At 63.9% G+C, this 16,835-nt stretch carries 19 protein-coding genes; 9 read left to right on the top strand and 10 right to left on the bottom strand.

The window, feature by feature from the left end; translation table 11 throughout:
- The first annotated feature begins 144 nt into the window (after positions 1 to 144).
- Both mnmA and coaE read left to right on the top strand, forming a co-directional pair.
- Positions 145 to 1,203, top strand: a complete 1,059-nt coding sequence (mnmA, locus tag GT590_RS10645) for a tRNA 2-thiouridine(34) synthase MnmA (protein ID WP_114533913.1) — start codon at positions 145 to 147, stop codon at positions 1,201 to 1,203.
- Positions 1,200 to 1,799, top strand: coding sequence for a dephospho-CoA kinase (gene coaE / locus GT590_RS10640; protein ID WP_009306647.1), 600 nt, complete (start codon positions 1,200 to 1,202; stop codon positions 1,797 to 1,799). The genes mnmA and coaE overlap by 4 nt, the downstream gene beginning before the upstream one ends.
- Positions 1,800 to 2,059: 260 nt before the next feature.
- On the opposite strand, the gene GT590_RS10635 is transcribed toward coaE, so the two are convergent.
- The gene (locus GT590_RS10635) at positions 2,060 to 3,133 is read right to left on the bottom strand and encodes a YeiH family protein (RefSeq protein ID WP_161171080.1); all 1,074 of its coding nucleotides are present in this window, start codon (positions 3,131 to 3,133) and stop codon (positions 2,060 to 2,062) included.
- Between the two features lie 309 nt (positions 3,134 to 3,442).
- On the opposite strand from GT590_RS10635, the gene GT590_RS10630 reads away from it, so the two are divergent.
- The 3 genes from GT590_RS10630 to GT590_RS10620 all read left to right on the top strand — a co-directional run bounded on the left by GT590_RS10630 (position 3,443) and on the right by GT590_RS10620 (position 7,010).
- Positions 3,443 to 3,799 carry a KilA-N domain-containing protein gene (locus GT590_RS10630; RefSeq protein WP_114516352.1) on the top strand — a complete coding sequence of 119 codons (357 nt, stop codon included), beginning with the start codon at positions 3,443 to 3,445 and terminating at the stop codon, positions 3,797 to 3,799.
- 120 nt (positions 3,800 to 3,919) lie between these two features.
- A complete protein-coding gene (gene uvrB, locus GT590_RS10625; RefSeq protein ID WP_009306644.1) occupies positions 3,920 to 6,070 on the top strand; it encodes an excinuclease ABC subunit UvrB in 2,151 nt (716 codons plus the stop codon).
- A gap of 172 nt (positions 6,071 to 6,242) precedes the next feature.
- Positions 6,243 to 7,010: an SDR family NAD(P)-dependent oxidoreductase gene (locus GT590_RS10620; protein ID WP_009306643.1), complete on the top strand. Its 768-nt coding sequence runs from the start codon at positions 6,243 to 6,245 to the stop codon at positions 7,008 to 7,010.
- A gap of 100 nt (positions 7,011 to 7,110) precedes the next feature.
- Here the strand turns inward: GT590_RS10620 and GT590_RS10615 are convergent, their stop codons facing one another.
- The 3 genes from GT590_RS10615 to GT590_RS10605 all read right to left on the bottom strand — a co-directional run bounded on the left by GT590_RS10615 (position 7,111) and on the right by GT590_RS10605 (position 10,379).
- The gene (locus GT590_RS10615) at positions 7,111 to 8,430 is read right to left on the bottom strand and encodes an MFS transporter (protein WP_009306642.1); all 1,320 of its coding nucleotides are present in this window, start codon (positions 8,428 to 8,430) and stop codon (positions 7,111 to 7,113) included.
- Between the two features lie 260 nt (positions 8,431 to 8,690).
- The gene (locus GT590_RS10610; protein WP_009306641.1) at positions 8,691 to 9,491 is read right to left on the bottom strand and encodes a glycoside hydrolase family 25 protein; all 801 of its coding nucleotides are present in this window, start codon (positions 9,489 to 9,491) and stop codon (positions 8,691 to 8,693) included.
- A gap of 135 nt (positions 9,492 to 9,626) precedes the next feature.
- A complete protein-coding gene (locus tag GT590_RS10605) occupies positions 9,627 to 10,379 on the bottom strand; it encodes a biosynthetic peptidoglycan transglycosylase (protein WP_009306640.1) in 753 nt (250 codons plus the stop codon).
- Between the two features lie 221 nt (positions 10,380 to 10,600).
- Between GT590_RS10605 and GT590_RS10600 the strand changes: the two genes are divergently transcribed.
- Positions 10,601 to 11,011, top strand: coding sequence for an Rrf2 family transcriptional regulator (locus GT590_RS10600; protein WP_009306639.1), 411 nt, complete (start codon positions 10,601 to 10,603; stop codon positions 11,009 to 11,011).
- Here GT590_RS10600 and GT590_RS10595 read toward each other — a convergent pair.
- Genes GT590_RS10595 through GT590_RS10580 form a run of 4 tightly spaced genes read right to left on the bottom strand, consistent with a single transcriptional unit; the run spans position 11,008 to position 13,699 of the window.
- Positions 11,008 to 11,715: an ABC-2 transporter permease gene (locus GT590_RS10595; protein WP_009306638.1), complete on the bottom strand. Its 708-nt coding sequence runs from the start codon at positions 11,713 to 11,715 to the stop codon at positions 11,008 to 11,010. The two genes, GT590_RS10600 and GT590_RS10595, sit on opposite strands and share 4 nt — an antisense overlap.
- 21 nt (positions 11,716 to 11,736) lie before the next feature.
- On the bottom strand, positions 11,737 to 12,435 hold the full coding sequence (locus GT590_RS10590; RefSeq protein WP_009306637.1) for an ABC-2 transporter permease: 699 nt from the start codon (positions 12,433 to 12,435) through the stop codon (positions 11,737 to 11,739).
- Entirely contained in the window at positions 12,432 to 13,322 is an 891-nt protein-coding gene (locus GT590_RS10585) for an ABC transporter ATP-binding protein (RefSeq protein ID WP_114551025.1), read from the bottom strand. The genes GT590_RS10590 and GT590_RS10585 overlap by 4 nt, the downstream gene beginning before the upstream one ends.
- Positions 13,322 to 13,699 (bottom strand): GntR family transcriptional regulator, encoded by a 378-nt coding sequence (locus GT590_RS10580; protein WP_009306635.1) that lies wholly within the window; start codon positions 13,697 to 13,699, stop codon positions 13,322 to 13,324. The genes GT590_RS10585 and GT590_RS10580 overlap by 1 nt, the downstream gene beginning before the upstream one ends.
- Positions 13,700 to 13,981: 282 nt before the next feature.
- On the opposite strand from GT590_RS10580, the gene GT590_RS10575 reads away from it, so the two are divergent.
- Entirely contained in the window at positions 13,982 to 14,170 is a 189-nt protein-coding gene (locus GT590_RS10575; protein WP_009609382.1) for a hypothetical protein, read from the top strand.
- Between the two features lie 9 nt (positions 14,171 to 14,179).
- Here GT590_RS10575 and GT590_RS10570 read toward each other — a convergent pair whose 3' ends face one another.
- A complete protein-coding gene (locus GT590_RS10570; protein WP_009306633.1) occupies positions 14,180 to 14,974 on the bottom strand; it encodes an EFR1 family ferrodoxin in 795 nt (264 codons plus the stop codon).
- A 304-nt stretch (positions 14,975 to 15,278) separates the two neighbouring features.
- Here GT590_RS10570 and GT590_RS10565 point away from each other — a divergent pair, with 304 nt between their 5' ends.
- Positions 15,279 to 15,641: an arsenate reductase family protein gene (locus GT590_RS10565; protein WP_009306632.1), complete on the top strand. Its 363-nt coding sequence runs from the start codon at positions 15,279 to 15,281 to the stop codon at positions 15,639 to 15,641.
- 36 nt (positions 15,642 to 15,677) lie between these two features.
- Here the strand turns inward: GT590_RS10565 and dtd are convergent, their stop codons facing one another.
- Entirely contained in the window at positions 15,678 to 16,124 is a 447-nt protein-coding gene (gene dtd, locus GT590_RS10560) for a D-aminoacyl-tRNA deacylase (protein WP_009306631.1), read from the bottom strand.
- Between the two features lie 144 nt (positions 16,125 to 16,268).
- Between dtd and bilS the strand changes: the two genes are divergently transcribed.
- Positions 16,269 to 16,784, top strand: a complete 516-nt coding sequence (bilS, locus tag GT590_RS10555) for a flavodoxin family protein BilS (protein WP_021410331.1) — start codon at positions 16,269 to 16,271, stop codon at positions 16,782 to 16,784.
- Positions 16,785 to 16,835: the final 51 nt, after the last annotated feature.

Genomic DNA, 16,835 nt, shown 5'->3' with positions numbered 1-16,835 from the left:
ATTCAACGAAGCGCTGAAGCAAGGCTTCGGCGATCGTGTGTTAAGAGGTCGGATCGTCTACTCGATCTTCTATCGCCGTGGGATAATCGCAGAAAGACGCGATTTCCCGATGAGCGCATCGGGGCGACAGGAGGAGTGCCGGAAATGAATGCGAGCGGGCGCATTGCGCTCGGAATGAGCGGTGGGGTGGACAGCGCGGTTTCTGCGGCGCTGCTCATGCGCGCCGGGTACGAGGTGGTGGGCGTCACGTGCCGCTTTCGCGACAACGCTGCCACCGAGCGCGCGGCGGCCGATGCGGCGGCCGTGTGCTCCCAGTTGGGCATCCGCCACGAGGCGCCGGGGTGCGTGGGGGAGTTCGAACGCTGCGTGGTGGAGCCGTTCGTCTCGTCGTACGCGGCGGGCCTCACGCCTAGTCCGTGCGTGGGTTGCAACGCGCGGTGCAAGATGCCCGCGCTCGTGCGGGTAGCCGACGAACTGGGGTGCGACCGCATCGCCACGGGCCACTACGCGCGCATTGCCCGCCTGTCCGATTCGGGGCGCTTCGTGGTGAAGCGAGCCCTGGATGCGCGCAAGGACCAAAGCTACATGCTTTCGCTGTTGAGCCAGGAGCAGCTGGCGCGCCTCGTGTTGCCGCTGGGGGCCATGACGAAGGCGGAGGTGCGTGTGATCGCGGCCGATCTGGGCCTGGTCGTGGCCGAGAAGGCCGAAAGCCAAGACAACTGCTTCATCGAGGGCGACTACCGTCCGTTTCTGCGCGCGCGTGGCGTGGAAGACGCGCCTGGGGACATTGTGGATCGCATGGGGAATGTGCTCGGCTGCCACGAGGGGCTGGCGAACTACACGGTGGGACAGCGCAAGGGCATCGGCGTGGCAGGCCCCGAGCCGTACTACGTGGTGGAGAAGCGCGTCGAAACCCGCGAACTCGTGGTGGGTTTTGCCGACGAGACGCTCATCGGCTCCGTCGTGGTGGGCGGGATGAACTGGCAGGCTTATCCAGCGCTTGGAGAATCGTACGACGCGATGGTGAAACTTCGCTACCGGAGCCGCCCGTGTGCGTGTATCATAGAACCGGAAGACGACCAGCGCGTATCGCTCGCGCTGCGGAGTCCGCAGCCAACCACGGCGCCGGGCCAATACGCCGTTCTCTACGACGGCGACACCGTATTGGGAGGCGGCATGATTGAGGAGGTAGTGCACGCATGAAGAAGCTGTTCATCATCGGCGGCATGGGAGCCGGCAAGTCCACGGCCCGCAAGGCGCTGGTCGAGCAAGGTTTGCCGAACATCGATCTCGACCAAGTGGGCCACGACGTCCTTCTGTGGGACACGGTGAAGTCCGAGCTCGTGGAAACGTTCGGCGAGGACATCCTGGGAGCCGACGGCGAGATCGACCGCCGCGCACTGGCTGCCAAGGCGTTCGTGAGTCCGGCCGAGACGCGCAAGCTCAACCGCATCACGCTGCCGCGCATCGAAGAGGCGTTCACCGACCGCGTGGCCGAGCTGGAGGCTGAAGGCCACAAGGCCGTCGTGGTGGAGCATTCGGTGTTCAAGAACCGCCAGACGTCGCTCGCCTACGACGCCGACGTGGTGATCGCCGTGCTCGCGCCCATCGACCTGCGTATCGAGCGTGCGGTGAAGAGCGGTTGGGACGAGACCGACGTGCGTCGTCGCATCGCCCAGCAGATCACCGACGCGGATCGCATCGAGGCGTCCGACGTGGTGTTCAACAACGACGGCACTCCCGAGGAGATGCGCAACAAGGTGCTGGCCTGGTGGGGAGAGTATTCCAAGGACCTGTAGGTCCTCGCGTTCAACCTGCGGGGACGGGTCGTGGGCGAGGGGTCTGCAACTCAGACAGTCCTGCTCGCACGAACAGCCCGCTGGGCTGTTCGGCTCGTGTGGAACTCGTATCAGACCCCTCGCCCACGACCCGTCCCTGGTAAAGCTGCGGGCTTCGGTTCTTGGCCGGAGCCTGTTTTCGTTGTTGAGGGCGTTGTCATCCTGAGCGGAGGCGCGAAGCGCCGGAGTCGAAGGATCCCGTGCGACGTCAGCGGTGGCTGCTACCACAATCCCAAGACGTGCTGCATTCCCAGGCTGACGGCGGCGATGGCCACCCAGCAGCAGAGGCCCATGAGGATGGGCTTGCCGCCCGACTTCACGAGATGCACGATGTCGGTGTTCAGGCCGATGGCGGCCATGGCCATCACGATGAAGAACTTCGACAGCGTTTTGAGCGGCTCGAACACGGCCGCGTCGATGCCGGCGGACACTGCTATCGTGGTGATGACGGACGCGGCCAGGAACAGCAGGATGAACACGGGCAGCGCGCGACGCAGGCTGAAGCCTCCCAGCTTGCCTGCGGGCTTCACCACGCTGTGCCCCTGCGCTTCGAGCGCGATGGGGTCGCGGCTTTCGCGACGCGCCACCCAGATGCCCAGCACCAGCGTGATGGGGATGATGGCCAGCGTGCGGGTGAGCTTCACGATAGTGGCCTGGTCGAGCGCGTTCGAGCCGGGATGCATGCCGTCCCATGCCGCGGCGGCTGCCGTCACCGACGAAGTGTCGTTCACGGCGGTGCCGGCGAACAGGCCGAAGCCTTCGTTGCTCATGCCCAGCGCGTTGCCCAGCGAGGGGAAGATAAGGGCGGCCAGCACGTTGAACAGGAAGATGACCGAGATGGCCTGGGCAACGTCCTTGTCGTGCGCCTTGATGACGGGCGCGGTGGCCGCGATGGCCAAACCGCCGCAGATGGACGAGCCCACCCCGATGAGCGTCGAGATCTCCGAGGGCATGCGCAGCACTTTGTGCAGCAAAAACGCTGTGATGAGCGCGGTGGCGATGGTGGAGCCGATGATGGGCAGCGACATCATGCCCACCTGGGCGATCTGCGCGAGGTTCAGCCCGAAGCCCAGCAGCACGACGGCAGCCTGCAGCACCTTCTTGCCGCTGAACGCGATGCCGGTCTGCACGCGGCCGCGCGTGGGCTGCTTCCAGAACACGGCGATAGCCATGCCGGCCAGGATGGCGAACACGGGCGCGCCGATGATGGGGAACCGCTGTCCGACGAACCAGCACGGCAATGCGAGGGCGAGGCATACGGCCAGGCCGGGTATGTTCTTCAAGGCGTTGGTCACGGTCGATCCTTCTGCTATCGAACGGGTGCGCGCTCCGTATGCGTGAGCGACGGCGTCAGAGTATACCATTGCCGTGTGGCTGTCGCGGTTATCGAACTCGCTACAATACTGAAAATTTACGAACATATGTTTGTAAATCTGTGATATGATGCTAGCATCATAAAAGAACCAGTGCAAGTGCTTGCCGGTCTGCGTGCTCGGCCGGATGCCCATAGAGGCGGCGGCTGTTCCGCGCCGCCCGTACCATGCTTGCAAGATCCGCAGGATCCTCTCAGATCATCGGAACAGATAAAGAGAGGTGCATGCCGTATGTCTGATCGTGCGACGATCAACGCGCAAGGTATCGAAGTGACGTTTTATAAAGGCGATGCCTATGCTGATTACGTTTCGCTTACCGATATTGCGCGCTATAAAAGCCCCAAGCCGAAAGATGTGATAAAGAATTGGATGAGGACTCACGATGTTATCGAATATCTGGGTCTTTGGGAAACCCTGTACAATCCAAGCTTTAAAGGGGTCGAATTCGACTCCTTTAAAGCTCGTTCGGGCAGCAATTTGAACCGGGCGGCGCGAGAGCAGCTCTCGCTGCTGCTTCGGTCGAGCGCAGCCGACGGGTTGGAGGGCGGAGAGCTAGGCTCGGGGCGTGCGTTGCCCTCCGCTTCGTAACCGTTTACTAACGAACATCTGTTCATGTTACAGATGCTGTGATACACTGGATTTCCTGCGAAGTTTTACGTTGCGCGGCTCCGACGCGTCGGTGCTCCGCTGTTGTTCGGAAGGAGCAGCATGGCTCATCTTTCCAATATCGAAGGCATCGAGATGGAGGGCAAGCTGCCCGAGGTTCGTCTTGCCTCCACGCCGTTCAAAGTGGTGTCTCCGTACGAGCCGGCGGGCGATCAGCCGCAGGCCATCGAGAAGCTGGCGACCGGCGTCAAGGAGGGCTTGCGCTATCAGAACCTGCTGGGCGTCACCGGTTCCGGCAAGACGTTCACCATGGCGAAGGTCATCGAGGCCGTGCAGAAGCCCACGCTGGTCATGGCTCCGAACAAGACGCTGGCGGCGCAGCTGGCCAGCGAGCTGAAGGAGTTCTTTCCTGACAACGCCGTGGTGTACTTCGTGTCGTACTACGATTACTACCAGCCCGAGGCGTACGTGCCCTCGTCGGACACGTTCATCGAGAAGGACGCGTCCATCAACGAAGAGGTGGAGAAACTGCGTCATGCGGCCACGTCGGCTTTGCTGTCGCGGCGCGATTGCATCGTGGTGGCGTCGGTGTCGTGCATCTACGGCATTGGCAGCCCGATGGACTACGCCGGCATGGCCGTGTTCGTGGACAAGCAGAAGGACATGGATCGCGACCAGGTCATCCATGAGCTCATCGATATCCAGTACGACCGCAACGACTACGAGCAGAAGCGCGGCACGTTCCGCGTGCGCGGCGATGCGCTCGATGTGTTCCCGCCTTACGCCGACCATCCGATCCGCATCGAGTTCTGGGGCGACGAGATCGAGTCCATCACCGAGATCGACAACGTGACGGGCGAAGTGCTGAGCGAGTTCGAGGCTCTGCCTATCTGGCCGGCCTCCCACTACGTGACCGCGCGTCCGAAGATGGATCGCGCGCTGGGCACCATCCGCGACGAACTGCGCGAGCGCTTGCAGCAGTTCAAGGAGGAAGGCAAGCTGCTGGAGGCGCAGCGCCTCGAGATGCGCGTGAACTACGACCTCGAGATGCTGGAGACGATGAACTTCTGCTCGGGCATCGAGAATTACTCGCGCCACATGGACGGACGCGAGCCGGGAGAGCCGCCCTACACGCTGATCGACTATTTCCCGAAAGACTTCTTCTGCATCATCGACGAGAGCCACGTGACGGTTCCGCAGATCCGCGGCATGCACGAGGGCGACCGCTCGCGCAAGATCACATTGGCCGAGCACGGCTTCCGTCTGCCCAGCTGCCTGGACAACCGTCCGCTGCGCTTCGACGAGTTCGAGGATCGCATCCCGCAGTTCGTGTACGTGTCGGCCACGCCGGGCGACTACGAGCAGAAGGTGTCGCAGCAGCAGGTGGAGCAGATCATCCGCCCCACCGGCCTGCTGGATCCCGAGATCATCGTGCGCGGCTCGGCATCGCAGATCGACGACATCATCGACGAGTCGAAGGAGCGAGCTGCGCGCGATGAGCGCGTGCTCATCACCACGCTGACGAAGAAGATGGCCGAGGACTTGACGGATCACCTGCTGGACCAGGGAGTGAAGGCTCGCTACATGCACTCCGACATCGCCACGCTCGAGCGCGTCGAGATCCTGCGCGATTTGCGCCGCGGCGAGTTCGACGTGCTGGTGGGCATCAACCTTTTGCGCGAGGGCCTGGACCTGCCGGAGGTATCGCTCGTCGCCATCTTGGATGCCGACAAGGAAGGTTTCCTGCGCAACCACCGCTCGCTCATCCAGACCATCGGGCGTGCGGCGCGAAACGTTTCGGGTCAAGTGATCATGTATGCCGACAAGATGACGGATTCCATGGCGCTGGCCATCGACGAGACGAAGCGCCGCCGCGCCATCCAGATGAAGTATAACGAGGAGCACGGCATCGAGCCGCAGACCATCCGCAAGGCCATCAACGACATCATGAGCTACGTCACCGACGAGATGGGCGGCACCACGGCCGAGCAGGTGAACAAGGAGCTTGCCGAGCTGTCGCGCGAAGAGGTGCTGCGCATCATCCAGTCGATGGAGGACGACATGGCCTCGGCATCCCAAAGCATGGACTTCGAGGAAGCCGCCCGCCTGCGCGACCAGGTGGTCAAGCTGCGCGTCCAGGTGGAGGGCGGCAGCGAGGACGACGTGTTGAAGGATCTCAAGAAGAACGCCCGCAAAGGCAGCGCGTACGGCAATCGAAAGAACGCCGCATACGGCAGCGCCCGAAGGTCGTGAGGTTGCCCGAGAGGCCGCTCGTCGCGTGAAGCGCGCCGCTCGACGCGATCGCTTCGGGTGGAAAAGCCGCTGGCCGAACACGTCTTTGAGTTCTCAGGGCGCGATAGCATGCCCGCATGCGCGCCACGGTACCATACGGGGCAGGCTGTGCAGGCGAATCGAAGGAGAAAGCATGGACATGGGCTTGAAGGACAAGGTGGTGCTGATCACCGGCGGTGGCGGCGGTATCGCTCGGGGTATCGAGCGCGCATTCGCCACCGAGGGTGCGAAGTTCATCCTCACCGACCTGTTCCCCGGCGGTCTGGAAGCGGCAAAGGAGGAGCTTGAGCGCGATTTCGGCTCCGAAGTGTTCACGATTCTCGCGAACGGATCGGTGGAAGAGGAGGTGCGGGCGGCGGTCGAAGCGGGCGCCGAGCACTTCGGCGGGCGCATCGACGTCCTGATCAACAACGCGCAGGCATCGGCGTCGGGATTGACGCTGGTCCAGCATTCGGAGGAGGACTTCGACCTGGCGGTTCGATCCGGCCTGTACGCGACGTTCTTCTACATGAAGCATGCCTACCCTTACCTGAAGGAGACGGCGGGATCCGTCATCAACTTCGCTTCCGGCGCGGGCATCGGCGGCAATCCAGGACAGAGCTCCTACGCTGCGGCGAAAGAGGGCATCCGGGGCATGAGCCGCGTGGCCGCATCGGAGTGGGGTCCCGACAACATCAACGTGAACATCGTATGCCCCATCGTCATGACGAAGGCGCTCGAGGAATGGCGCGAGCGCGAGCCCGAGATGTACGAGAAGAACGTGAAGGCGATCCCGCTCGGACGCTTCGGCGACGCGGAGAAGGACGTAGGACGCGTGTGCGTGTTCCTGGCCAGTCCCGATGCCTCGTTCGTAACGGGCGACACCATCATGGTGCAGGGCGGCTCCGGCATGAAGCCGTAAAGCTGCACCAAACGCCAACCCTCCCTAACTCGGCGAAAACGGGGGCTGCTCGACAGTGTCGGACAGCCCCCGTTTCGATGTCTCGAGCAAAAGAGAGCCGCTAGCCCTCTTCCGAGACTGCTCCGATCTCCGCGTTCGCCTCGGCCGCGCTGTCGCGCAGGACGTGCGGCTCGTCATGATCGAGGGCGCGCACGCTCTTGAACAGGTACACGGTCAGTCCCAGCGCAATGCATACGAGGCCGTCCGCCACGAAAAACGCTGCTACGCCCATAGCTTCGGCGGCCACGCCGCCGATGGCGATGCCCACGGGGGAGGCCAGTCCCATGGCGGCCATGGCCAGGCCCAGCGCGCGGCCCGTCTTCTCCTCGGGCACGTTGCGCTGGATGAGCGTGATCAGCGGTCCGTTGAACCAGGAGCATGCCAGTGCCATGACGGCGCACAACGCTACGAACGCCCAGAACATGGTGGGGGCGAGGAATCCGCACGCCGTGGTGGTGACACCCACGATGAGGGAGGCCACCGCGATGAGTCCGGCCAGGCGCTTGCCGCCGCCCCAGGCCATGAGCACGATGGACCCCGCGATCATCCCTACGCCGAACGCGGCTTCCACGACGGACGCCATGTAGCCGTCACCGCCGAAGTGGTCGTACGTCATAAGCGGGAAGATGGCGCCCAGCGGGGCGAACGCCATCATGCCGATGGTGATGCCGGCGATGAGGATGACGAGCCCGCGGGTTGCCGACAGCGCTTTCCAGCCGTCGCGAAGGTTCGCCAGCACGTGCTGGTTCTCGGCGGTCTCATCGGCGACGGTGGGGATCTTCGCCAGCGCAAGCCCCGCCACGGCCACGAGTGCTCCGGCGAAGTCGAGGAACATCACGGAGTGGAACCCGATGGTGGTGTACAGGAAGATGCCGAACGCGGGGGCGCCGATGGACGCGACGGACATGAGCAGCTGGTCGAGCGTGTTGATGCGCAGCAGGTGCTTCTCGGGCACGAGCAGCGGCATGGCGGCCATCATGGCGGGGCCGTGGAAGGCCTGTCCGATGCTGCGCACGATGACGAGGATCATGAGCAGCGGAAACGATACCTGCCCGAACAGGATGACGATGCCCAGCCCCAGCGACACGATGCCCACCGAGAGGTCGGCCACGATCATGACCGTCTTGCGGTTGTGCTTGTCGGCGATGACGCCGCCGAAGGGCGACAGCAGTCCTTGCGGCAGATACGCGCAGATGGCGGCCGCGGCCAGCATGATGGCGCTGCCCGTAGTCTCGGTGATGTACCACACCACGGCGTATCCCGCGGCGTAGCTGGTGATCATGGAAGCGGCTTGTCCGCCCCAGATGGTGGCGATGATCGCAAGCCAGCGCTTCGGCAGCTCGCGACCGGCTGCGCTCAGGGGCGCGGTCGATGCAGTCATGGATAGCTCCTATAGAACGAGATGGTCGGATGAACGTCAGTGTGAGGTAGCGAACGCGGTTGCGCTACCAATTCTAGATGGAAGAAGGCCGCCGAAGCGGCAACTATGCGTTGCGCGAACGCGCGGCGCGGGGATGAATCGCAAATCGACTGAGCGATTTAGCGGAAAAGGCGACCAGCCATCGAGCATGCTCCTCATGATTTCGAGCGAAAAGTGACGGCCAGTGTATCACGAACCGATGAACGTGCCAAGGGCGGGTTTTACTTCGCGGGCGGCAGCAGAAGGTTGAGGTCGACGGCGGTGCCGATGCCGGCCACGGAACCGCCGTTGGTGTACTGCCAGATGGCGAAGTCGAACTGCGCGTGCGGCTCGGCAGCGTCGTACTCGGCGAACCAGACGGGACGCCCGCCCAGATCTGCGCGGTCGTAGCGCGCCATATCGCCGCTGTTGCCGTAGATCATCGTCTCGTAGCCGCCCTGCTCGAGGCGTTCGCAGAACGCCCGCGCGCACGCGGTGAGCGTTTCGCGGTCCATGTTGTTCGCACGACCCGCGCCGTCGGCGACGGGCTCGTGGTCGTACGCCACGGGCAGCGCCAGGTAACGGCCGGCCAGCAGCCGCAGCACGAACTCGGCTTCTTCGCGCGCCTCTTCGACGCTGACGGCTTGCGAGAAGAAGTACGCGCCCACATCGAGGCCCGCGCTCGTCGCATTGTCGATATTCTCGGCGTATCGGGTATCGGCGTACAGCGCGCCCTCGGTGTAGCCGCGGTTGCCCACGCGCACGAAGGCGAAGTCCACGCCGTCGCTCGCCACAGCGCTCCAGTCGATGGCGCCTTGATGGTCGGACACGTCCACGCCTAACTGGGAGCGCACCTCGCCGTTCTCGCGGAAAGCCAGGCGGTCGCCCGAACGTTCGAGTCCGCTCCAATCGTAGGGGCTCACGTATGCCTGCGCCGCGGGCTCCGCTGCATCTTCGGGGCCGCATGCCGCCGTGAAGCCGAGCGATCCCAGCAGGGCGACGGCGGTCAGGGCGGCTGCAACGGTGGTTTTGAATCGTTTCATGCGGTTTATCCTACCAAAGCCCCCGTCGTCCGTGCGCGCGAACCCGTCGGCGCTACGACGACTACAGAACCTGCATGCAAGGCGTGCACCGCTCTGACGCGGTGTTCGGCGCGAGCGGATCGATGGGACGGCGCGTCATGCGGCCAGCGCGCGCAGGTTTCCCAGAATGTGCTGTGCTGCGTCCTGCCCGAGGTAGTCGTAGGATACGAGCTTCCGCAACACTTCCTGCTGGCGCTCGCGCGCGAGGCCAGGGTTCTGAGACAGCGCGTACACGCTCGGCGCGTTCGGGATGCCGGCCAGCAGCGTGCATTCGTCGGCATCGAGCGCGCTGGGGGCTTTGCCGAAATAACCCCAGCTCGCACTGCCGATGCCCTCGTAGCCGTCGCCGAAGTAGATGGAGTTCACGTATAGCTCCAGGATAGTGCGCTTCGAGAAGTGCTGCTCCATCGTCAGCGCCATGAACACTTCGGCTATCTTGCGCTCGACGGTCTGCTCTTGGGTGAAGTACTGGTTCTTCGCCAGCTGCTGGGTGATGGTGCTGCCGCCTTCCACGATGGCGCCCGCTTTGAGGTCGTTCACGAGGGCGCGCGCCGTGGCGATGGCATCGAAGCCGGGATGGGCGTAGAACCGATGATCCTCCACGGCCACGACGGCCTGCAGGTACAGGTCCGGCAGCTCGTCGATGGGCGTGAACGACTCGCTGCTCTGGATGGATGCGGCCATCTCGTCGAGGCCGGCTTCCTCGATCGCTTCGCGGTACAGGTTGAACCCGCGTGCAAGAAAGTACACTTCCACGAGCACGACGAGGATGAGCGCCGCCAGGGCGAGGCGCCCGATGAACGTGATGGCTGGATGCGCCGTCGATGCACGATGCGCCGTTCCTTTCATGGTTTCCACCTTTCTGTAGAGGAAAACTCCCCACTACGTTATACCAAGCGGTTCTTAACGCCGCCTTACCGACCGCTTGCCCCATCCTTACATTCCTGCAAGAAAGGCGTGTTCTATCAGGTAAACGATGGGCTATACTTTTGAAAACGACACGAACGAGAAGGGTGCGGCCGTCGCGTGCGGCAAGGCCGGTAACACCATCGAAGGACGGTGCGACGAACATGATGATATCGACACGGGGACGCTATGCGTTGCGGCTCATGATCGACATCGCACGACAAGGGGAAGCCGGCGCGCTGGTCACCATGCGGCAAGCGGCCGAGCGGGAGGATCTGTCCGTCAAATACCTCGAACAGCTGGGCGGGGCGCTGGTGAAGGCGGGCGTTCTCAAAAGCGTGCGCGGCGTGAGCGGCGGGTATCTGTTGGCGCGTCCGGCTGATCAGATCACTGCGGGAGACGTCTTGCGCGCCACCGAGGGCAGCTGCGCGCCGGTGTCATGCCTCGAAGACGGCGCGGAGGCGTGTCCGCGCCGCGATCAGTGCGTGGCCATCAATTTCTGGCGTGGGCTCGACCAGGCCATCGAGGATTACGTGGACAACGTGACGCTGGCCGATCTGGTTCAGATGGGCTAGAGGTCGCGCGTCGCGTACCCGCGAACCGCCGCGCGCTCCGATACGACGTACAAGGCGAGCGCCGCCGCCGTGACGCATCCTCCCACGACGAGCGCGCCGCCCAGCGACTGCGCGGCGACGACGATCCGGCCCACGAGGGGAAGAAACGCGTCGAAGTTCATGGAGCGGAATATGTAGATCCAGCCCATGAGGGCGAGCATGAAGGCGAAGGGGATGTAGCTGGCGAGCTTGCGGTGGCTGTCGGCGAACATGAACGGCAGCAGCACGCTGAACATGGCGATGGTGAGGGCGAACGTGCCGGCCGCGAACGATACGACGCCCGCAGCGTCGAAGCCTACGGCGAAATGGCGGACAAGCGGAAGCCCCGGCACAACGGCGTTGACGATGCAAGCGGTCGTATACGCTGCGACGCCGAGAGCGACGCATCCGGCGACGACGACGGCGATGCTTGCGTAGCGTCCCGCCACTACGTTTGCTCGCGAAAGCGGCAAAGCCTGGCGAAAGGCGACCCAATCGCGCCGCTGGTCGCGCAGCAGCATGGGCATGAGCACCATGTGGGACATGGGGAAGCCGGTGAGCAGGATGATGGGAGTCGCGTTCCCCGCTGCCAGGCATATGCCCGTTGCAAGGAGCGCCCACAGCGCCACGTTCTTCGGCAGCGATTTCGCCAAAGCGAGGAAATCGGCAAGCATCATGGTCTTCATGGGGCGCTCCTTTTCCGTCCGCTAGAGCTCGCGCTTCTGGTACAGCTTGGTGGAGATTACGGCTGAGATCGCGTAGACGGCGGCCGTGATCGCAAGAACTCCGGCAGCGATGGCGATGGTGCCCGCGGGCGACTCCAACAGGTTCAGCACGTTCGCGACGAACTCGGGCGGCGGCCCGTTGCCGTCGAGCTGGAACGCGAAGAACACGCCGATTATGATGAGCAGCGGCAGGTAGCGGACGCCCTTCGTCATGCCGAACCGCGAGAACAAGGGCATCGTGACGGACAGCATGACCAAGATGATGGCCAATCCGGCGACGGACGCGAAGAGCATGGTCTGCCACGAGAAGTTCCCCATGAGGTCGGCTAGCTGGGGAACGCCGGGGGCGATCTGCGCGACGGCGACCATCACGAGCGTCACCAGCAGGCCTGCCGCGATGCCCAGCAGCGCCAACAGCGCGAAGCTGACGTAGCGGCCTGCGATCACGTTCGATCGCGACATGGGCAAAGCCAGACGGAACTGCTGCCAGTTGGCGCGTTCGTCAAGTGCGAGGATGGTGATGGTCAGCGAGAAGGGGATCATCACGCCCACCATGGGAGCGGCGACGTAGAGGTTGCCTATCATGACGGTTATGAAGATGCCCACGGCGATGGAGACGCCCAGCTGTTGCAGCAGGTATTTCTTCGCGATCAGAAGATCGGACATGATCATGGCTTTCATCGGACCTCTCCTTTCAGCATCATGCCCATGTAGACATCGATATCGGCCTTGTCGACGGCGATGTTCTTGAAGTTCTCGGCGAACGCGAAACGGTCGGGAGCCAGTACGTCGATGCCGTAGGGGTGGCGCATGCTGCGCAGCTCGCCGGGGGCGAAGAAGCCGCTCTCGGCGATGCGCTCGTAGTCGGTCGCGCGGCAGTGCGCGATGCCGGCCAGATCGGTGATCGTGTCCTTCTCGACGGCGAACACGATGCGACCGGCGTCGATGCACACAATGTAATCGGCGATCTTCTCGAGGTCGCTCGTGATGTGGCTGGACATGAGGATGCCGTGGCGCTCATCGCGCATGTAGCCGCGCAGGATGTTGAGCGCTTCCTCGCGGGCGAGCGGGTCGAGCCCGGCGGTGGCCTCGTCGAGGATCAGCAGGTCGGGGTCGTGTGCCAGCGCGCAAGCCAGCGACAGCTTCATGCTCATGCCGCGGGAGAGGTCCTTCACCGTCTTGCTCTTAGGCAGCTGGAACTGTGCCAGGCGCTGCTCGAAGTCGGCAGGGCTCCAGGAGTCGTAGCTGTACGACATGAGCTTGCCCACCGAGGCGACGGTCATCTCCTCGGGGAACGAGCAGGTGTCGAACACCACGCCCGTGCGTTGCTTGGCGTCCTTGATCGCCTTGCTGCCGGCATGTTCGCCGACGTTTTGGCCGAGCAGCTCGATGGAGCCGGCATCGGGGTATATGAGGCCGAGGATGGCCTTGATGGTGGTCGTCTTGCCGGCGCCGTTCGAGCCGATGAAGCCGACGACGCTTCCGGCGGGCACGGTGAGGTCGACGTTTCGGAGGTCGAAGCCGTCATAGTGCTTCGACAAGCTGCGTATGCGGAGGAGGTCGTTCATCAGTCGTCACTTTCTGCGATGAGGTCGAGCATGTCATGGAGCTCCGGGATGCCGACGTTCGCGCCGCGCGCTTCGTCGACGGCCTGGACGAGCAGCTCCTCGATGTGCCGAAGGCGCTCCTCGCGAAGAAGCTCGAGGTTGCCGCCGGCCACGAAGCTGCCCTTGCCGGGCACCGTCTCGATGAAGCCTTGGAGCTCCAGCTCGGCGTACGCGCGCTTGGTCGTGATGACGCTGATGCGCAGGTCGCCGGCCAGTGCTCGGATGGAGGGCAGCTGCTGCCCTTCGCCCAGCTCACCCGTCAGGATGAGGGCCTTCATCTGCGAGACGATCTGGTCGTAGATGGGCTTGTCGCTCGCATTCGAGATGATGATGTCCAACTCAGGCTCCCTTTCGTGGTTTCGTGCGCGAGCGCCGGGGCGTCCCCCTGCGCTCGGGTGGCGCGTCGCGGCGTCCCGCTTCGCGCCGGGAGAGGCCAAGCACGTTCCTCGTCCCCTCCGGCCGGGCATCGTCCACTCCGTAACGTGTAGAGTGTATATACCCGATATGCACACTATAAACAATAGATACGGAAGCGTCAAGACAGCGCATGCGATCAACTGCCGTCATTGACGTAATACGGTATTGCGCATCTATGCTCGATGAAGCGAAAGGAGCGTGTCATGGTTGCCGTCATCGACAACGAAGAGCTTCCGAAAGCTTTCCCCTCGCTTGAAGACCTAAGGAGCGGGCATCGTGCATTGACGCCTGAGCGAAAGGCGGAACTGCGGGAGCTTATCCGTTCGACGACGCTTGAGGCGCCCGACGGCTGGGGAGAGCGGTCGTTCAAGGAATTGCTTGAACGAGGCTAGGGAGGAGCGTTATGCGCGCTTGGGAGCTTTCGCGAGGACGGGGTTGACGTAGCGGCCGCGACGCTCGGTCTTCGCACCGTACTGGATGGCGTTCACGGGGCAGCGGTGCAGGCAGGCGAGGCACTGCGTGCAGCCCAGCTCGGCCCAGCGGGGCGCGCCTTCGATGATCGTGATGGTGTTGGTGGGGCAGAGGTCGGCGCACTGGCCGCAGCTGATGCAGGTGGGCAGCGCGAAGAACTCCGAGGTGGATCGCGGCTTCTCGTCCTTTTCGGTGAACTTGGACAGCACGATGCCTAGGGGATTGCGGTGCTCGGCGCGCACGTGCTCGCGGGCTGCGATGCGATTTGCCGTCTCGCGCGCGGCAAGTTCCGCGCCGGCAAGCAGGCGCTTGCGCTTCTCGCCTTGGGCGGGCGCGTACAGGTATGTGCAGTTGCCCACCGATTTCACGCTGAACGAGGCGTCGAGGTTGATGCCCTGCGCGTCCAACAGGCGCTTGCCGAAGACGCGCGCCGTGCTGCCCACGAACGCGCCGCAGCTGATCACGGCGAAGCAATAGTCGGGCGTGAAGGTTTCCTTGTTGCCCGTGCGGAAGCGGGCTCGCTTGAGGAACGCATCGATGATGGGCGGCGTGGTGTAGTTGTAGACGGGGAAGACGAAGCCCAGCTGCTCGCCTTGCGCGAGCGTGAAGTCGAAGTCCTTGTACTTGTAGGCCGCGCCGATGTCGACGAGCAGGTCGTCCGTTGCGCGCGCGATGGTCTGCGCCGCCGCGAGCGAATTGCCGGTGCCGGTGAAGTAGAAGATCATGAGCCGCCTTTCCGTCTGTATGCCTTCAGTATACCAAGCCGAGCCTGCGCGAACGATGACCCTTTTGCAACCGAAGGCGGTTACGATGTTTCACGTGAAACATTTGTACGTTTGATCGACGTGCGCGTCTGCTTCGCCTCGGACGTCCTTCGCCGTTTCCGGCAGGATCGAAGCGAGCGAATGTTTCACTTGAGACATTCCGCCGCCGAGGCATGCGGCGCCCGTTCGCTTCGCTTTGCGGCTGCTTGAGGCCGCTCTGGTATGATGAGCGGGATACGAAGGCTGCAACGCGAAGGAGAAACCCATGGCGGACGTGCTGTTCATCGAATATCCGAAGTGCTCCACTTGCAAGAAGGCTAAGGCGTGGCTCGACGCGCACGGCGTGGCGTACGCTGACCGCCACATCGTGGAGGACAACCCGACGTCCGACGAGCTGGCCGCTTGGCATGCGAAAAGCGGACTGCCGCTGCGCCGTTTCTTCAACACCGGCGGCATGCTGTACCGCGAGCGCAACGTAAAGGCCCTGCTGGATGCCGGCATGAGCGACGCGGACGCCTACGCGCTGTTGGCCGAGAACGGCATGATGGTGAAGCGCCCGCTGGTGGTGGGCGACGACTTCGTGCTGGTCGGCTTCAAAGAGGTCGAGTGGGAGCGGGCGCTGCTCTAGCGCGACAGCGCGCCGGAGCATCGTCGCATCGTCGCGCTAGAGCGCGTCGGTGTCGAGCCACAGCGTGAACGGACCGTCGTTGGTCAGGCTCACGTCCATGTAAGCGCCGAAGCGCCCCGTTTCCACGCGAGGCACGTCGCGGCGCGCGCGTTCGACGAACCATTCGTACAGCCGGTTCGCCTCGTCGGGCGCGCCCGCCTCGGTGAACGAGGGGCGGTTGCCTCGTCTGCAGTTCGCGAACAGGGTGAACTGCGACACGACCAGCACTTCGCCGCCCACGTCGGCTAGCGACAGGTTCGTCTTGCCCTCGGCGTCCTCGAAGATGCGCAGGCGCGCGATCTTGCTCCAGAGGCGTTCGGCCTGCTCCTCGCTGTCGTCGTGACCCACGCCTAGCAGGATGAGCAGCCCGCGCCCGATGCTGCCCGCCGTCGCGCCGTCGATATCTACCCGCGCGTTCGACACGCGCTGAACCACCGCTCGCATAGAAGCCTCCTCGCTTGCAGGGCGCTTGCGCCCGTTGGATTCTCTCGTTTCAGTATAACGGGGTTTACAGCGGGGTCGGACGGGCGTATAACAAGCTGATTCGAATGCGGCGCCCGCGCCGAGGCATGTAGGGAAGGAACGCTTATGAGCTACGCGATCGTGTACGACAGCCGCACCGGGAATACCGAGGCATTGGCGCGGGCGGTGGCCGCCGCGCTGCCGAGCGAAGGGCGCCTTGCGTTCGGTCGGGTGGACGAGGTGGATCGCGCCGCCGTCGCGCAGGCCGACCGCGTGTACGCAGGGTTCTGGACGAACCGTGGCGATTGCGGCGACGAGTTGGCCGAGGTTCTGGCCTCGCTCGCGGACAAGGACGTGTTCCTGTTCGGGACGGCCGGGTTCGGAGCCGACGAGACGTACTTCGCGGGCGTCATGGCGCGCGTGGCGGTGCATCTGCCCGAATCGGCGCGGATCGCGGGCACGTTCATGTGCCAGGGCCGCATGCCCGCCAGCGTTCGCGCCCGCTACGCGCAAACCGCCGAGGCCAAGCCCGAGCAGGCTGCGCGCATGCATCAGCTCATCGAGAACTTCGACGAAGCGGCGAGCCATCCCGATGACGATGATCTCGCGCGTTTGCGCGAAGCTGTCCAAGCGGCGAGCTAGCATGGCGAAGCCGGCGAGCCTTCCCGGCATCGACTTCCATGCCGCGTTGCG

The organism is Eggerthella sp. BIOML-A1 (assembly GCF_009875595.1).
GTDB lineage: Bacteria > Actinomycetota > Coriobacteriia > Coriobacteriales > Eggerthellaceae > Eggerthella > Eggerthella lenta.
The sequence above is the reverse complement of the archived record's forward strand: the minus strand, read 5'-3'. Positions and strand labels throughout refer to the sequence as shown.

What these genes read in the sequence shown, in the direction of transcription:
- mnmA (WP_114533913.1), top strand. Translation starts at nt 145, where the DNA reads ATGAATGCGAGCGGGCGCATTGCGCTCGGAATGAGCGGTGGGGTGGAC.
- coaE (WP_009306647.1), top strand. Translation starts at nt 1,200, where the DNA reads ATGAAGAAGCTGTTCATCATCGGCGGCATGGGAGCCGGCAAGTCCACG.
- GT590_RS10630 (WP_114516352.1), top strand. Translation starts at nt 3,443, where the DNA reads ATGTCTGATCGTGCGACGATCAACGCGCAAGGTATCGAAGTGACGTTT.
- uvrB (WP_009306644.1), top strand. Translation starts at nt 3,920, where the DNA reads ATGGCTCATCTTTCCAATATCGAAGGCATCGAGATGGAGGGCAAGCTG.
- GT590_RS10620 (WP_009306643.1), top strand. Translation starts at nt 6,243, where the DNA reads ATGGACATGGGCTTGAAGGACAAGGTGGTGCTGATCACCGGCGGTGGC.
- GT590_RS10615 (WP_009306642.1), bottom strand. Translation starts at nt 8,430, where the DNA reads ATGACTGCATCGACCGCGCCCCTGAGCGCAGCCGGTCGCGAGCTGCCG.
- GT590_RS10610 (WP_009306641.1), bottom strand. Translation starts at nt 9,491, where the DNA reads ATGAAACGATTCAAAACCACCGTTGCAGCCGCCCTGACCGCCGTCGCC.
- GT590_RS10605 (WP_009306640.1), bottom strand. Translation starts at nt 10,379, where the DNA reads ATGAAAGGAACGGCGCATCGTGCATCGACGGCGCATCCAGCCATCACG.
- GT590_RS10600 (WP_009306639.1), top strand. Translation starts at nt 10,601, where the DNA reads ATGATGATATCGACACGGGGACGCTATGCGTTGCGGCTCATGATCGAC.
- GT590_RS10595 (WP_009306638.1), bottom strand. Translation starts at nt 11,715, where the DNA reads ATGAAGACCATGATGCTTGCCGATTTCCTCGCTTTGGCGAAATCGCTG.
- GT590_RS10590 (WP_009306637.1), bottom strand. Translation starts at nt 12,435, where the DNA reads ATGAAAGCCATGATCATGTCCGATCTTCTGATCGCGAAGAAATACCTG.
- GT590_RS10585 (WP_114551025.1), bottom strand. Translation starts at nt 13,322, where the DNA reads ATGAACGACCTCCTCCGCATACGCAGCTTGTCGAAGCACTATGACGGC.
- GT590_RS10575 (WP_009609382.1), top strand. Translation starts at nt 13,982, where the DNA reads ATGGTTGCCGTCATCGACAACGAAGAGCTTCCGAAAGCTTTCCCCTCG.
- GT590_RS10570 (WP_009306633.1), bottom strand. Translation starts at nt 14,974, where the DNA reads ATGATCTTCTACTTCACCGGCACCGGCAATTCGCTCGCGGCGGCGCAG.
- GT590_RS10565 (WP_009306632.1), top strand. Translation starts at nt 15,279, where the DNA reads ATGGCGGACGTGCTGTTCATCGAATATCCGAAGTGCTCCACTTGCAAG.
- dtd (WP_009306631.1), bottom strand. Translation starts at nt 16,124, where the DNA reads ATGCGAGCGGTGGTTCAGCGCGTGTCGAACGCGCGGGTAGATATCGAC.
- bilS (WP_021410331.1), top strand. Translation starts at nt 16,269, where the DNA reads ATGAGCTACGCGATCGTGTACGACAGCCGCACCGGGAATACCGAGGCA.